The organism is Bacillus weihaiensis (assembly GCF_001889165.1).
In the GTDB taxonomy this organism is placed as follows: domain Bacteria; phylum Bacillota; class Bacilli; order Bacillales; family Bacillaceae; genus Metabacillus; species Metabacillus weihaiensis.
This window is the reverse complement of record NZ_CP016020.1, coordinates 3,889,102-3,904,746: the sequence shown is the minus strand read 5'-3', so window position 1 is coordinate 3,904,746 and position 15,645 is coordinate 3,889,102. Positions and strand designations below refer to the sequence as shown.

Genomic DNA, 15,645 nt, shown 5'->3' with positions numbered 1-15,645 from the left:
TTAGAAGCTTAGAGGCAAACCTACATAAAACAGGTTTTAACATGCAAAACAAACAAAAGCTCAATTGTGTAGAAACTCAGGTAGAAAATGATCAAACTTTTCTATAAAAATCAAACTTAAACCTGCTAAAGAAGAATCCATTTTGATCAATCTTTTTTCAAAATGGATTCTTCTTATTTATCGTATAATAAGGGTTTGCGAGGTATTTTTGCTCAACCTTTATTGCAAAGTTACAACCGCCCCCTTTTATTGGAATAGAGCTTTCTCGTGTATAATAAAAACATCATGTAAAAAAGTGTATAGCTAGACCATAAATAACCAAGGGGGACATAGAATGCGCAGGATCATCTTATCGACTGAAAGCGGTGCTGACTTACCGGGAGAATGGGCGGGGAAGTACAATGTTCAAGTAGTGCCAATGCACATCATTATGGAGGGAAAAGACTACTTAGATGGCCATCTACCCGTACAGGATATTTATGATTATTATGAGCGGACAAAGAATATTCCCTCCACTACTTCCACCAATGTATATGAGTATCAAGAGTTCTTTGCGAATATAAGAAAGAATTTCCCTGATAGTATCATTGTACATATTGGCTATACATCGAAAGCTTCTTCTTCTTTTCAACATGCTGTCATTGCGGCAGAAGAATTTGAAGATATTTTTCTCATTGATGCTCTTAATGTTACTGGAGGATTAGCCGCGATTGTCCTGTATGCTGCTGAGTTGTTGGAAGAGAATCCTTCCATTGAACCAGAACACTTCGTTGCAAAAATAGAGGAAATCGTTCCTAAATCAAGATTGGTTTTCATTCCGGGGAGTCTGGAGTTTCTTAAAGCAGGCGGAAGAGTAAGTAATATGGCTTCTTTGATTGGGACTCTATTGAAAATAAAGCCATGCATAGAGTTGAAGGATGGAAAGCTAATGTCTACAAAGAAGTACCGTGGGAAAATGAGTGGAGTCACTGAGAAACTTTGGGAAGATTACTTAAGCAGTTTCAACATTGATAGAAAACAAATATATTTAATTTATTCAATAGGGCTTGATGACAGAATTAAGCAGCGGATGAATGAGATTGCGAAAGAAAATGGATTCCATCATATAAGATGGATTCAAGCGGGTGGAATGATTTCGACTCATTCTGGAGCTGGAGGCTTCGGGATAGCAGGGTTAGAACAATAGACCAGTGTAACTACATTCTAGACCATTTCTTTACTTGCGCCCGTTTTGTTAACGAGTCTAGTGAATATCAGCACAGTGGGACCTTACTAATAGATTGATTTACCGTGAACACTACGTACATCGAGTACGACCTTACCTACTCACACACGTGGCATAATGTGACAAGTGCATTCCCTTCCTCCTATTAGAATACGACCAGGAAGGGAATGTACTATTCAGTTTTTCCTTGCTCTCACTGGAAAATAGGCATTAATCCAAGAGGTGATGGGAATAATCAGAGCTACACCGATACCGGCACAAAAAATCGTGATGATTTCTGAACTAAAGATTTTAGAATTTATAATTTCTCCAAGCGTATAGTCTAAATCTTTAAACCATATGAGTAAGGCCAAATAGCCTCCAAAAAAGGCAAAAAACAACGTGTTGGTGTCTGTCCCTAGAATATCCTTCCCTATTCTCATTCCCGATAAGAATAAATCCTTCCTGCTAATGGTCGGATGATGATGCAATGTTTCTCCCATGGATGATGTGATGGAAATGGCCACTTCCGTAATGGCACCGATCGTGCTAATAATAATGACCGATGCACCAATTTTAACAAAATCAACACCGATATAAAGGGAGTATGGGGCAAGCTCCTCGGATTGTTCTTCACCAAACCCTTGAATCATTGTGATTTTTGTCACCATGTCAATTAATAATAGTAAAATGGCAATCGTGATAAGCGTAGAAAGAAAAGCTGTTGCTGTTTTTCTATTTACTTCATCAATAAAGAAAAGATTAATGCAACTAATCACGGCACACGCAATCATGGTGATGATGATCGGATTTACATTAGGATCGAGCATGAAGAAGATCGTCATCATAAGCACGCCAAAATTAAAAAACAATGAAATAAAGGATAATGCACCCGTTTTTCCACCGATTAAGATCATCAAGATAAACAATATAACGGACAAAATTAATAATACATTCATAGTCTATTCCTCTTTCGATTGACGAAAAATACAGAAGTGTACACAGCTATTGGGATGGTTAATACAATTCCAATTCCACCTGCTAGGGCACGAGCAAGCTCCAACGAAATGTTCATCGATACTGTAAAACCTAGAGCAGAAGAATTTTTCAAATACAAAATCATTGAGGGAATTGAACCACTTGCATAAACAAAAAACAAGATGTTTGTTAAGGTTCCCATTACATCTTTTCCAATAGCCATTCCTGATTTGGTAAGGTCCTTTGCACGTATAGTGGGATTTTTCTCATAAAGCCCAAAGATGGAGGAGGATATTGTAATGGCAATATCCATCACAGCTCCTAATGACCCGATGAACAGTCCTGCCATAAAAATAGCTTCATAATGGCGAGTCAGAAACTGCATCTCTTCATATCTTAACCCACTCCCAGACGTAGCCTTCACCACAACAAATGTAATAAATAAGGATAAAAAGATCCCGAGTAGTGTCGCTGTGATAGCGGCATAGGTCATTTCATTTAAACCGTTGAGGAGGAGCAAAGAAATAACCGTAAATAAAATAACGAGTAGGCTACATATCCATAACAAATTTATATCATGGTTTACATAAACATCTAATGCTACATACATGAGGGTGGCATTGACTGCTAAGCTGATCATAGAGAAGAAGCCCCGCCGTTTTCCTACAAGAAGTAAAGTGAAGATAAAAAGCCAACCGACAAGTAGCACGTAACTGTCCCGTTTTACATCTAAAATGTCTCCAGTTACTTCTCCATTTTCATTTGCCAGTTGATCAACAGAAACAAACAATTTGTTTCCAACACGGTATTCTTGGTCATAAGCTCCAGACAGGGAATACTTATTCGTTAATTGAATGACCTTCCCCTTATCTTCGCCATTTTCAATTACAGCTTCAATTGTCTGAGTAAAGATCTGATCCTCATTATTATGTAAATCTGTAACTACGGTTTGATCCTCTATATGAGTAGTAACGACCTTGGCAATCGTTCGGTTGTAAAATGAACTATTATGATGGACAAACACTACGGATGTAACAAAACAAATGCCTATTACGAGATACAAGATCATTTGTTTGTAAGTGATCCTCTTAAAAAAATTTACAATCCTATTCAAAAAAAAGCCTCCATTCAGAAGGGGTAGAGTTTATATGTATTCTGCAAGTTCCCAGTTAACAATGGACTTATCATAGCAAAAAATTCTATATAAATACAGTCAAGGGATAACAAGTGAGGGAGGGAAAACAAGTTATCAAATTCATTATTAGGAAAATGGGTTTTTAAAGGTCCTCATAACTTAAGTAATCCCTTTTGGTCAATGCAACGAGTTATTCAAGCCTGCAGCATAAAATGCTTAGAAATAAAAAAGCCTACTTTTTAGTTAACGGGTTCTCTTTTGGAGTACAAAAAGCAAAAAAACATCATAAATCGCATACAATTTAGCAGATGAATTAACAGTATAATTGGATATGTAAATAACAGCAAAAACGATCAGACATTGAAATCTGGTCGTTTTCTTGTTTTTTTATTTTCTTATGTCCTTATTTCGATACAGGTTTTTAGATCTTTATCAAAATTTTCCCTTCATAATTACGGCTTTCAATTAATCTATGAGCTTGTACTGCATCACTTAAATCGAAAATTCGTTCGATTGGAAGTGTAATTTTATTTGTGGCAAATAGTTCCAAAACTTTTTCAGCGACAGGTGCTAGTCGTGCTGGATCGTGTTTTCTTGTTGTTCCTAAGCTAAAACCTTTTACATTCCTACAACTACTATGAACATCGCTTGTTTTTAACGTACCAGCTTTGCCACTGCTATTGCCAAATTGCACGAGTGTGCCATATAATGCTAAACATTCTAAACTCCGACTTGTAACTTCGCCAGCAACAGAATCAAAGATAACATTAGCACCTAAGTTATTTGTTTGTTTTAAAACTTCCTCTGCAAATGTTTCGTAAGTACAAACCACATCAACACCCAGTCTTTTTACATAATTCTCTTTTTTTAGATTTCCAACGGTTCCGATAACCTTTTGAACTCCTGCTAATTTTGCTAATTGGACGAGCATCGAGCCCACACCACCAGCTGCACTGTGGATAACAATGGTATCTGCTTTCTTCACTTGTCCAATTTCATAAAAAAGTATATAGCTTAAAATGGATACAGTTGGCATTGCCGCCGCCTGTTCAAATGATAAGTTATCTGGAATCTTAAAAACTAGTTGTTCATTCGCAACTCCAAATTCTGCATACGTACCACCTTTTGGGAAAGCTATTACACGGTCTCCCTTAGAAAAACTTGAGTCAGCGGAAACCTCTTCAATTGTTCCTGCAACATCTAATCCAAGGATTAAAGGAAAATTACCTTTCCCTTTATTTCCTGTACGTTTTTTTATATCTGCATAATTCACACTCGTATATGCAACTTTAATTAAGACTTCTTTTTTACCTATCTTCGGTATCTCAACATCTGTATATTTGAGTACGCCAGAATCACCAAACTCTGTTTGTAATACTGCTTTCATTCAAATCCCCCTAATCTTTTATTTATTTTTAAAAACGCTTACGCTTATTCCATTAAACTATCCTTTTGCTGAAGTAGAATTGCCTGTATGTTTATAATTTTAACATAAATTGTAAAAAACCTAATTAAAATTGATGTTTTCTTTTCTAGTCAAAAAATAGCACTGCTTGTAGCAATGCTAATCCTAAGTCATTATCTCAAATAAATAATATCCTCTAACTCAAACACCTTTTCGGTTAATTCTATTCGTTGTGCTGGGGTTAATTCCTCGTTGCCTGAGTATTTAATCGGCTTACAGAAGTTGTAGTACGTTCTTAAGCTGGTTAAAGCATAATGAGCGTATTTTGGGTTGTTATTCGCGTAAATATAACTTTTCCCTTCACCTCTAGCGGTTACGAGGGGACGTTCTAAGATATTTAGGCTACGGCGAATCTGTTGGATGAAAGCATTGGTCGAGTAATCGTTCACGTTTATCAAAAGACGTGCTAACTCTTCGTTATCTAGTCCGCTCACATCCGTTTTGCAGTCTATAATAAAGTGACCTTTATCTTTCGAGCCGATCGGATGCTCCAACGGATTATCACCATACTGAATATATGATTTTGATGGTGTAGTAACGGTTTCGTAAAACGAATGAGATTGTAAGATTTCTAAGAGGTAAACATAGACCATCCGAGTATGTGAATTCGTTTTGAAACCTAAGTCAGTCAACAAAGAATATTTAATATATTCTAAAAACATAGTTTACAAAAAATTACATTATATGTTATTCTAGTAAAAAATGTCAGTTGGGTATTAACAAGTGCGTCTGCAGGACCAGTTGTAGAAGCAGGAATTAGCCCAGCTTATAGGACTTTACCAGCGTCGTCAGCAAATGTTTCCAAGAGTTTATCTTGGGGTGGGGGATCAGGTAATCTATACAATGTTAGTTACTATGACGGTATTACTACTAAGTTTAGTGATTCATCTGCTAATTACTATTCTGCTAGTGTTACTACCAGCTATAGCTTGGGAGTTTTAAGTACGAAAACTTGGAATAATACATTAAGAGTTTCACCTTTAGGTGGATCTGATACAGCATATGGAAGTGTAACGCTTAAATTACAATAATTACCGCTTCGTCTCTGAGGCTGGGACAGAAGTGCCTGGCACCTTATCGTAACGACTATATGTACGCACTGATTTATCTAGTGCACACAATAGATTGTATCGGGGGGTGCCTGGCTCTTTGTTTTGTCCCAGCCTTCGTTTATTTGTTTTATACGTTTATATAGGAGGAGACATCATGATTGAGATAAAAAATTTAAGAAAATCCTACTCTTGTAACTTTGAAAGTAAGGAAATCTTAAGTGATATGTCATTAATTATTGAAGAGGGACAATGGTGTACCATAATAGGGCCTTCTGGCACTGGAAAGTCAACTTTTTTAAATTGTGTATCAGGTCTTTTAAAACCCGACAGTGGTGAAATTATTTATGAAGGAATAAATCTTTATAATCTAAAAGAAGAGATAAGAAGTGAATATAGAAGACTTAATATTGGATTCATATTTCAGGACTTTAAGCTACTACCTCATTACTCAGTCCTAGATAATGTAGCTTTACCTTTAATTTATGATGAACCAAAAACTGCCCTATATCTCAGAGCAAAAAGACTGTTAGATACAGTAGGAATGAAAGAAGACTTATTTAATCGATTACCAGAAGGATTATCTGGGGGGGAAAAGCAAAGAGTCGCAATAGCACGAGCATTAATCGCTAACCCAAAAGTACTTATTTGCGATGAGCCAACAGGGAATTTAGATATAGATAATAGAAATATAATTATCGAACTATTAAAAGAGTTTAAAAATAAAGGTCAAACCATAATAATGGTTACTCACGATGAAGAAGTTGCTCAATATGGTGATATAACTTACAAATTATATCTTGGAAATTTAGAGACAAATGAGGGAACTATATGATGCGGTTTGCATGGAATCGTATAGTTAATCGAAAGTGGGTGTCACTCACTATTCTGTTGACCTTCATCGGATTATATATACTTATACCACTTGGATTTCAACATACACAAGAAATAGAGTTAGTTGTAGAAAATTCTATTGCAGAACATGGTAGAGGCTCATACGATCTATTAGTTCGACCTAGCTCCTCCAGGACTAATACTGAAAAGGAATTAGGTATGGTAGAAGAAAATTATATTGGTGATGGTCAGGGCGGAATTTCCATTTCCGATTGGGAAGAAATAAAGAAGAATCCAGATATAGAGGTAGCTGCACCAGTAGCCTCACTCGGATACTTTAGTGGTAAAAGAGTCTCTATAGAACTTCCAATACTAAAAGAACCAACTAGGTTTTCTTGGGATTTTTACACATCTGATGGGATGCGGGAATATCCTATAAATGCTCCAGGCGAATTAATATATTTTGACGGTTCTGAACCTGGAAATATTCAATACATAACTACTAATATGGATGGTTTTTTAAGTGGAGTTTCTATGACAGTTTTAATGCCACATAACTACTACCTGTTAGCAGCTATAGACGCGGAGAGTGAAGAGAAACTTACTGGTATTGATTATTCTGACTTAGATAAAGAAGTTGATTCAATCGAATTTAACCAACTGAGAGAAAGTTTAGGAAATCCTCCTGTTATTAATGTCTTACAAAGAGAAGATCTACATATTCCTTTATATATGTCCTTGAAAACAGAAACTATCGATGCCGAATTAGAAGAATATCAAAAAAAATTAGGGCTATCTAAAAAGGATTCATTAATAATGGGATACGAAAATCCAGAGAAATTTGAAAAGGTCGTCAAGGAATTGTCGAAAAAAAAATCTTTATCAACAAAGGAAATGAAAGTTGATTTATCGAAATTTCAAAAACCATTTGAAGGAACGGCTGTAAAACTAGATGAAAATTTTGTTCTAAGCAAGACCGATAGATTCTTATCTGATCAGGACACATCTACCTATTATACAGCATCAAAAATCAACTATGAAATAGTTAACAATTCCCTAAAGGTCAATGTTCTTACAGAAGGGAGTCCTCCTTTATATAAAAAAGTTGAGAAAAAAGGAGTAAGTGCATACCAATCCCAAGATGTTCCCTTCTTAATTGAACAAGTTGGAGAATTTTCTCCTAAAAGCGAAACGAACAAATTAACTTCTAGTCCACTAGGTATTTACACAACTACTGATACCATAACTAAAAAAGGTGAAATTATTAAGTCTACCATCCTACCAGGAAGCTTTATACCCACACCAGCAAGTGGCTTAACTACTCTTGAATCTGCAGAAATTCTTAAGGGGAAAAAGCCCATAGATGCAGTAAGAGTTCGAGTGGCAAATATTGAGAAATATAATGCTGTTTCTCAAGAGAAAATTGAAATAGTTGCTACTACTTTGCTCAAATCAGGCTATGAAGTAGATATTGTTGCTGGTTCATCCTTTAAAAAAATGTCCTTAGATGTTGAGGGAATTGGAACAGTAGAAGAACCCTGGACTACTTTAGGTGTTGCCCAAGAATTAGATAAGAGTTGGAATGACCTTTCTCTTATAACAACTATCTTATTTGCTACTTTTAGTTTCGTTTGGTTTGTGGGGCGTTTGACATTTGAAAAGAGTATTTTAGAGAAAGAAAATGAATTATTATCTATTATCGGTTGGCAACGAAAACGGATTATACTACGTAATTGCTTTGAGCAATACCTACTTTTAATTGCGGGTTATATCCTAAGTATCCCCTTTATAGTTTTTCTAAAGTTAGATATAAGTGCATATCTTATAGCTACTTCAATTTTAATTATAGCTATAGCTCTCACGAGTTTTATATTTACAAACAATAGTAAGAAAATGCCAAGGGTAAACTCCTACAAAAGACTACCTTCAATTTTTCATTACAAAAGTATTATCCTACCTACTATGTTAGTTTTGTTTATATCAACTATAGTCATTGTAATTCAATTATCTAACCTTGGTCACTCAATAGACAAGGCAAAAGAAACAACACTTGGTCAATTCACAGTGGATGAAACGATTTGGATACACCTATCAATTTTTATTTCCACTCTCCTTCTATCCTTTTTAGGATTGAGCGAATGTATAAATGCCTTAATCTCCTATAGAAAAACAGAACTGACCATGTACCATATTATTGGTTGGACTAGAAAAAGAATACTAACCCACTTATCAAAGGAAATCTTTATTTGGGCAGGTACTGCAATAAGCTTTGGATCAATATTAGGCTGTCTAATTCTCCTTACTATGGGAATTTCATATGGTTGGATTCTTATAGGAATAGTAAGTTCAGTGGGAATATTAAGTTTTGCAATTATCATTGTATTAACCACCAAAAATCTTATAGTTAAGAACTAACCATTTTAAAAGAGCCAAACCCTTTATTACTAGGTTTGGTTCTTTTTTTTCCTTCAAAAGATGTTCGTTATAAAGTGAAATTGAGGAAGAATATCCGTTGAAAAACAACAATAGTGATTGCCTAAAATGAGTCGGGGCATATGTGTCTGGCTCTGGATTGAGAGATTGGGTATATAGTAGAGATGTTGCAAACGTACTTTTACTTTTACTACTAAATAGTCAGTTAAATTATAGTATATATCATGTTGGTTCAGGAAAATCGTGGACTGTAGAACAGTGGTGTGAACTTCTAAAAAACGAATTTCGTCATTTTGACTATGAAGTTATCGATCAATTGGAGCAAACGAAATTGCAGGGGCGGCACTTGATGTATTTGAATTTGAACCACAAATTACTGAGGAATTAAAACATATGCAAAATGTTGTGATTACTCCTCATATTGGTAATGCTACGGTCGAGACAAGGAATGAAATGGCGAAGCTTTCATCTGAGAATATATTGAGTGTATTGGAACATAATAAGTCTCTAACACCCGTCTTCTGAATAAAGGTTATTTGCGAATAATTTGTTACTTGTAAGAAATCTTCACCTGTGTAGATAATTCTTCTTATCAAAAGCTAATGTGTGAAATGATCGATATTTTGTAAAGGTGAGCTGAACATCATCAGGTTTTAGTGATAAAAAAGTATTTAATAAAACTATCCACGATATTCTATAGAAAAACAAAGGGTTTGGTCCATCCAAACTCTTTTTTTTGGTCAATAAATGAGTGAAAATCTTTATACTATTGTAAAAGGCTTCAAGTAATACAAAAGAAAAAGATTTTTTTACAAAATCTACCCAAACCTGAAACTTTACTTCCAGGTTAACCGTTATGTAAGGGAAAGGGGGAGAACGATGGATATTCAACAGCTATACAAACTTTATATTCATGATGTCTATCGGTATCTTCTCTCTCTTTGTAAGGATGAAAGCCTTGCTGAGGATCTGACACAGGATACGTTTATAAAGGCATATACGGCGATAGAAAAGAGTCCGCCAGAATCAATGAAACCTTGGTTGTTAAAGATTGCCTACCATACTTTTATTGATTATATGAGGAGGAGCAAAAGAATTCATTTAGAAGAACCTGATTATTTCTCTTTTCTACCTGCTGGAGAGAGGACGGAAGAATTAGCTCATAAGGAATTCGAGAAGGAAGAGTTATACGACATGTTGAAGCAGTTAAAGCCTATTCAAAGAGAGGCCATTTTGTTATGTGATATTCAAGGCTATTCTTATAAAGAAGCAGCTTCCAAGCTTTTATTAAATGAAAATACGTTAAAAACCCATATCTTTCGAGGAAGAGGAAAACTACGGCAGCTTTATAAGAAGGGAAGTGTTTTGGAATGAGCGAAGAATGGAAGCGAAAGTTAAAGGATTATTATGCAGGGAATCTTTCGGAGAGTGAAGCATCGGAGGTTGAGAAGGATCTGGAAAGGTATGAAGCGTATCAAGAAGTGATTTCGGAAGAGTTTCGTCTTGAGGAACAGGAAGGTGAAACGTCCCAACAGCTGAATACGTTACCACCTGAGAAAGTAAATAAGCTGATTAAACGTAGTATAAGAAATGCAAGATTTTCTTTAGCTGCTTATGTAATCATGATACTGTTACTAATTTATCCATTTATGACAGTGGTTAGTTATGTGTATTATGGTTTCAATCAGAAAGCGGAGGATCTTATTCAAGTGGCCATACAAACCGTGTATGTGACCGAACCAAATGTAAGTTTAGAGGAAATGGAAATCGAACGAGAATTTGGTTTATTTACGTTTAACGTCTATATGGACTTATATAAAAGGATCGGGAAGAGTGATAGTAAGCTTGGAGATTGGGATGTAGAATATCGGTTCAGTGAGGCTGAGTTTCCTAAACGGAATTATCTAACGGAAAATCCACCAAAAGAAATCCCTTTTCATGATACGAAGAAGCTGTATCACCCAAAAGCCATAAGGGATAATCCAGAATTAAATAATTGGAAGACATTAGAGAAATTACCAGAGGGAACGGTGGCGGAAGTGTACGTGTCATTAAATGAACTAATGAAAACAGAAGATGTTGAAAAAGTAACGGATGAGGTAGATGTAGAATGGCGTTGGTATGCTATTGATACAGGGCTTGAAGCAAAGGGGGAGAGTCTAGAGGGAGGATTTCTGACGCCAATTGGTTATCCAGCCCAGCCAGATCCAGATGGATGGTCTCCATATAATAGTAGAGAACCCAATGAGGAACAATTTATGGAAAGTCTCTACTTTTTGCAAAAATACGAGCAGCAAGCAATTGATATTGCTCATGCCAAATGGCTAGATCTTGACCATCGAATTTCCTATATTGAAGAGAATGGGTTGCATTCATATGGCGGAGTAATGACAGGTCCAACTAAAGAAATTCTCAAGTTAAAGGATAATCCTGCCGTTCGAACCATCTATATCGGGGAGGTACGATTATGGAATTGGTAAAATGGTTAAATGTGAAAAGAAAAGAACCAAAGTATAGGGAAACAAGATTTGGCATTGTATCCTTCGTCTGCGCTATCTTAACATTGGCCTATTTCAATCTCTTCTTAATGACCTTAGACGGATTCGATGTGTTCTCAAATCTATTTCTTCAAATCATCCCCTTCGTAGGGATTATCTCAGCGTTCCTTAGCTTTACGAGAATTAACTATAAAAAAACCTTCACATGGTGGGCGATTGCGTTATACCTATTTATGCTGATCTGTTTTATTGTGATATTCTTTGTTGAATTTGCCACGTATATGAAACCTTAAATGAAGAGTGATGTCTAGTACGGTAAACCTTTTGTTTTGGTATTTGGAAATCTATGATACCTAATAAGTAGGTCTACCGTATTTTTTATCCTATGGTTAAGGATGTAGCATGTAATTTCATTGAACTAAGTTAGGGTCTTTAAGGTTAATGAGAGGAAAGGACAAACTGATTATCTAATAATGACAGAAAATTTCTATAACGTGGTAGATTTAAATCAACCGTTTGCATGGTATAATATAGGTAATTATCCATTAAGAGAGTGGGAATATTTTTGACCATATTAACTCCTGACAATACAGTAAACCCCCAGGTAGCTTTTACAAAGAATATTAATATAGCAAGTGGCACTCATATTTTATATGTTTCATCAGATCCTGAGAAATACATAGATAATGCGACCTCTTTTATTGCAAGTGGATTGACACTAGGACAAGCCGTCGTGTTCATTGATGACAGAGGCGTATTTAAGATCATATTACAAAGGCTATTTGATAAGGGGTTTACTCAGGAACAAATAGATTCCTTAGTTTTTACTGAGCAGAACGAATTCTATCAAACAGAGAAACCATTAGACATAGAACCAGTGTTACTGAACTTTTCGAATTTGTTAGAGCCATTTGTGAAAAATGGTACGCCGATTCGCGCATGGGGAAGTGTGAAGTGGTATCCAGGGCAAAGCTGCTTAGATGAAAAGCTTCGTCTTTATGAGGGGGCTGCAGATGAATTTATAGACAAAGTAAAGTGCTTAACGGTTTGTGCTTATGATGGGATGGAGCTTCCAGCTACAGTACATATGGAAATAATGAAGCATCATCAATATATTATGTCTGATACAGAGTTAGCCGTTTCAGGCTTTTATAAAAAAGAGAAGCTCTCACCTTCTATTGCAATGGAGGAGAGTATCGAAAGCTCTATTGAAAAATTTAAAGATTTGCAACAGCTCTATACGGCGTTTATTGAAGAGATGCCTGATTCTGTTTTTATTACATCAAAGGGTATCATTGTCCATGTGAATAAGGCGGGCCTGAAGCTATTGGAAAGTGAGTTCATTGAAATAACTGGACAAACGATATGGGACATTACAGACCAGTCTAGTCACGATCTATTGAAGGAGAGAATAGTGGCACTTCAAAACCGAGAGAAAATGGTCCCAACCGAGGTGAAGTTAGTAAAAGCAGATCACACAACGATAGATGTTGAGCTAGTCACGTTTCCTTTTATTTTCGAGGACTATCACTTAAATGAAACAGAGATTACCATAATAAGAGATTTAAGTGAACGAAAAGAAAATGAACGATTATCGATTCGGAATGAAAAGCTAGGAATTGCTGGGGAGCTGGCTGCAAGTATCGCTCATGAAATTCGAAACCCTTTAACAGCGATAAAGGGCTTTTTACAGCTAGCGAAAGAAGGATTTACAAAGCTTGATATATACACAATTCTTGACAGCGAGCTTGACCGAATTGAGACGATAGCTAGCGAGCTTTTAGTTTTAGGAAAACCTGTATCAGAGAAAAAATCTAAAGCTAATGTGGGAATGCTCCTTCAAAATGTCTGCACGTTTATGAATTCACAGGCAAATATGAAAGGTGTCTCCATTGATTTTAAATGTGTAGAGAAAGAACTGTTTATTTACTGTAATGAAGAGCAAATTAAACAGGTCTTAATCAACCTTATTAAAAATGGAATTGAAGCCATAGAAGGCTCTGGTACAGTAACTATAACAGCAGGCCTCCGAAATAAGTTGATCGCGATTAAGATTGAAGACAATGGGGTAGGAATTCCAAAACATATTCAACACAAACTAGGAGAACCTTTTTACTCGACAAAGGAAAAAGGAACTGGACTAGGAATAATGGTGTGCTACCGAATTATTGAGCAGCATAATGGAACAATGGAGTTCTCCTCTGTTGAAGGAGAGGGAACGACCTTTATTATTAAGTTACCGTTTGTAGAACAGGAATAAATGGTGTGTAAAAAGATGGAGATCATATCGAAAGAGCCGATATATAGATTTAGGGATGATTCTGTGGAGTCTTATCCACTATGAATGATACAAAAGCTTGGGAGATTTCCCGAGCTTTTTGGCGTTATAATAGCGACTCATTATGCAACAGGATAGGATTTATTTGAAAATAGTAAGTATAAGCAAAACAAGCCATTTTTCTAGCGTAGTATTACAAATATAGAAACCGTTTATATTTTATTTTTACGCTGTAAACGTATTGTAAAAAAATTGATATTTTTGTAAATTAAGTAGAGATATCGTTTCATAGATACAAGTTAATAGGGAGGGAATATGTATGATACAAAAAGTTGCTGTTATAACTATAGTCTTTTCAATACTTTTTGGAAGTTCTGTATATGCACATTCTGGACGTACAGACGGTTCAGGTGGTCACAATTGTAGTGAAAAGTCACAAGTGAAAGGATTATGTACTGGCTATCATTATCACAATGGAGGAGGGGAAACCACCAGTGGATCTTCAGAGACAAGTTCTCCTGAATCTACAAGTGCATCAACAGATAAGGATTGCTCAGATTTCGCAAGCTATGAAGAGGTTATAGAATATTGGAATGAGAAAGGTTATAGCAAGACAAATGACCCCGAAAGACTTGATGGATGGGGAAATACTGTTGATGATGGAATCCCATGTGAAGCTCCTAATGGATATGACACTTCTAAGATTAACGGAAGCGATGCACAGCTTGCCAAAATACAAGCTGAGAAGGATCTTGTGAATGGTGAAAGGGATGGATATACAGCGGGTTTAAACGATGGTTCAAATGGTAAAGAAGAGAACCCTACTAGTAATGGAACGGAAGCCTATGTTGATGCTTTTAGAACAAGTTACCAAGAGGGATATGAGTCAGGAATTAAAAAGTTTGAATCAGAAAAAACCATGGCAATTGAAGCTGGAAAGGAATTAGGAACTAAGCAGGATATTCTTGAAGTTCCTAAAGAATATCAAAAAAATGATCAGCTTAGTAATGCATTTGAAGAAGGGTTTAATAAAGGTGTAGCAGTCAGAGATGATGCAAAAAAGAAAGAATACGAAGAAAAAGGCTATAAAGAGGGTTTTGAAGATAAGATTAGTGATGTAAAGGATATAAAGGACATTTATCGTACTGCTTACCAAGTGGGGTATGAAAAAGGGCAAACAGAATTAATGGATAAATACAAACAAGAGGGATATCATGCAGCATTCACACTGCTTGAATATCAAGCTCCTGATTATTCGAATGAGAAATATATAGGTTGGTATAAAGAGGGCTTCAATTCTAACAACGAAGTTGAAGAGATAAAGAAAGCTGGTTATGAACTAGGGTATGGGGGAGAAAAATACACTATACCTGATGCGTATCTAAAATCTGAAGTGATCTATAAACAGTACTATGAAGAAGGCTATAAAGAATATGAAATTGAGAAAAAAGAAGATCGAGCAACAACTGCTGGAGGAGTCGGTATTGTTGTACTTGGCTGGTTAGCTCGTCGTTTTTATGTAGCAAAGAAAATGGTTGGATAGGGGGAAGTAAGAATGGGAGCCTACAAATCTATATGTTATAAAGTTGAGGATGCCTTCGTAAAGCTACTTACAAAAAAACATAATTCAGAGGAAGTCACGCAAAAAGTTATAGCTTATCGAAATGAAAAAGAATCTGGAAAAGCCCTTAGAAATAAAGTGGATACTTTGAAAAGAGGAAAAGAAAGAATAGGTTAAAAAGAAACTGAGGTGAATCCCCATCCTTCTAGT

13 protein-coding genes and 1 pseudogene are annotated in these 15,645 nt (G+C 35.9%); 10 read left to right on the top strand and 4 right to left on the bottom strand.

What is annotated here, in order from left to right; translation table 11 throughout:
• The first annotated feature begins 334 nt into the window (after nucleotides 1-334).
• Entirely contained in the window at nucleotides 335-1,186 is an 852-nt protein-coding gene (locus A9C19_RS18725) for a DegV family protein (RefSeq protein ID WP_072581334.1), read from the top strand.
• Between the two features lie 215 nt (nucleotides 1,187-1,401).
• Here A9C19_RS18725 and A9C19_RS18720 read toward each other — a convergent pair whose 3' ends face one another.
• The 4 genes from A9C19_RS18720 to A9C19_RS18705 all read right to left on the bottom strand — a co-directional run bounded on the left by A9C19_RS18720 (nucleotide 1,402) and on the right by A9C19_RS18705 (nucleotide 5,276).
• Complete coding sequence (locus A9C19_RS18720) at nucleotides 1,402-2,163, bottom strand: YibE/F family protein (RefSeq protein ID WP_072581333.1); 762 nt, start codon at nucleotides 2,161-2,163, stop codon at nucleotides 1,402-1,404.
• Entirely contained in the window at nucleotides 2,160-3,251 is a 1,092-nt protein-coding gene (locus A9C19_RS18715; RefSeq protein WP_072581952.1) for a YibE/F family protein, read from the bottom strand. Before A9C19_RS18715 ends, A9C19_RS18720 begins: the two co-directional genes overlap by 4 nt.
• A 487-nt stretch (nucleotides 3,252-3,738) precedes the next feature.
• Nucleotides 3,739-4,704: a quinone oxidoreductase family protein gene (locus A9C19_RS18710; protein ID WP_072581332.1), complete on the bottom strand. Its 966-nt coding sequence runs from the start codon at nucleotides 4,702-4,704 to the stop codon at nucleotides 3,739-3,741.
• 191 nt (nucleotides 4,705-4,895) lie between these two features.
• Nucleotides 4,896-5,276, bottom strand: coding sequence for a hypothetical protein (locus A9C19_RS18705; RefSeq protein WP_072581331.1), 381 nt, complete (start codon nucleotides 5,274-5,276; stop codon nucleotides 4,896-4,898).
• 712 nt (nucleotides 5,277-5,988) lie between these two features.
• Between A9C19_RS18705 and A9C19_RS18700 the strand changes: the two genes are divergently transcribed.
• From A9C19_RS18700 to A9C19_RS18660, 9 genes and pseudogenes are all read left to right on the top strand, one after another.
• Entirely contained in the window at nucleotides 5,989-6,666 is a 678-nt protein-coding gene (locus A9C19_RS18700; RefSeq protein ID WP_072581330.1) for an ABC transporter ATP-binding protein, read from the top strand.
• A 218-nt stretch (nucleotides 6,667-6,884) separates the two neighbouring features.
• Nucleotides 6,885-9,080, top strand: coding sequence for an ABC transporter permease family protein (locus A9C19_RS18695; RefSeq protein ID WP_145925818.1), 2,196 nt, complete (start codon nucleotides 6,885-6,887; stop codon nucleotides 9,078-9,080).
• A 330-nt stretch (nucleotides 9,081-9,410) separates the two neighbouring features.
• Nucleotides 9,411-9,623, top strand: a pseudogene (locus tag A9C19_RS21260) (NAD(P)-dependent oxidoreductase); the annotation flags it as partial.
• A gap of 354 nt (nucleotides 9,624-9,977) precedes the next feature.
• Nucleotides 9,978-10,472 (top strand): sigma-70 family RNA polymerase sigma factor, encoded by a 495-nt coding sequence (locus tag A9C19_RS18685; RefSeq protein ID WP_072581328.1) that lies wholly within the window; start codon nucleotides 9,978-9,980, stop codon nucleotides 10,470-10,472.
• Entirely contained in the window at nucleotides 10,469-11,578 is a 1,110-nt protein-coding gene (locus tag A9C19_RS18680; RefSeq protein WP_083584440.1) for an anti-sigma factor, read from the top strand. Before A9C19_RS18685 ends, A9C19_RS18680 begins: the two co-directional genes overlap by 4 nt.
• Nucleotides 11,566-11,889, top strand: coding sequence for a hypothetical protein (locus A9C19_RS18675; protein WP_072581327.1), 324 nt, complete (start codon nucleotides 11,566-11,568; stop codon nucleotides 11,887-11,889). The genes A9C19_RS18680 and A9C19_RS18675 overlap by 13 nt, the downstream gene beginning before the upstream one ends.
• A gap of 272 nt (nucleotides 11,890-12,161) precedes the next feature.
• Nucleotides 12,162-13,856, top strand: a complete 1,695-nt coding sequence (locus A9C19_RS18670; RefSeq protein ID WP_072581326.1) for an ATP-binding protein — start codon at nucleotides 12,162-12,164, stop codon at nucleotides 13,854-13,856.
• A gap of 337 nt (nucleotides 13,857-14,193) precedes the next feature.
• Complete coding sequence (locus A9C19_RS18665; RefSeq protein ID WP_072581325.1) at nucleotides 14,194-15,417, top strand: YHYH domain-containing protein; 1,224 nt, start codon at nucleotides 14,194-14,196, stop codon at nucleotides 15,415-15,417.
• A 12-nt stretch (nucleotides 15,418-15,429) separates the two neighbouring features.
• Nucleotides 15,430-15,612, top strand: a complete 183-nt coding sequence (locus A9C19_RS18660; RefSeq protein ID WP_072581324.1) for a hypothetical protein — start codon at nucleotides 15,430-15,432, stop codon at nucleotides 15,610-15,612.
• The last annotated feature ends 33 nt before the right edge of the window (nucleotides 15,613-15,645 follow it).

Excerpts from the sequence above, each read along its gene's own strand:
- A9C19_RS18725 (WP_072581334.1), top strand. The coding sequence starts at position 335 with ATGCGCAGGATCATCTTATCGACTGAAAGCGGTGCTGACTTACCGGGA.
- A9C19_RS18720 (WP_072581333.1), bottom strand. The coding sequence starts at position 2,163 with ATGAATGTATTATTAATTTTGTCCGTTATATTGTTTATCTTGATGATC.
- A9C19_RS18715 (WP_072581952.1), bottom strand. The coding sequence starts at position 3,251 with ATGATCTTGTATCTCGTAATAGGCATTTGTTTTGTTACATCCGTAGTG.
- A9C19_RS18710 (WP_072581332.1), bottom strand. The coding sequence starts at position 4,704 with ATGAAAGCAGTATTACAAACAGAGTTTGGTGATTCTGGCGTACTCAAA.
- A9C19_RS18700 (WP_072581330.1), top strand. The coding sequence starts at position 5,989 with ATGATTGAGATAAAAAATTTAAGAAAATCCTACTCTTGTAACTTTGAA.
- A9C19_RS18695 (WP_145925818.1), top strand. The coding sequence starts at position 6,885 with ATGGTAGAAGAAAATTATATTGGTGATGGTCAGGGCGGAATTTCCATT.
- A9C19_RS18685 (WP_072581328.1), top strand. The coding sequence starts at position 9,978 with ATGGATATTCAACAGCTATACAAACTTTATATTCATGATGTCTATCGG.
- A9C19_RS18680 (WP_083584440.1), top strand. The coding sequence starts at position 10,469 with ATGAGCGAAGAATGGAAGCGAAAGTTAAAGGATTATTATGCAGGGAAT.
- A9C19_RS18675 (WP_072581327.1), top strand. The coding sequence starts at position 11,566 with ATGGAATTGGTAAAATGGTTAAATGTGAAAAGAAAAGAACCAAAGTAT.
- A9C19_RS18665 (WP_072581325.1), top strand. The coding sequence starts at position 14,194 with ATGATACAAAAAGTTGCTGTTATAACTATAGTCTTTTCAATACTTTTT.
- A9C19_RS18660 (WP_072581324.1), top strand. The coding sequence starts at position 15,430 with ATGGGAGCCTACAAATCTATATGTTATAAAGTTGAGGATGCCTTCGTA.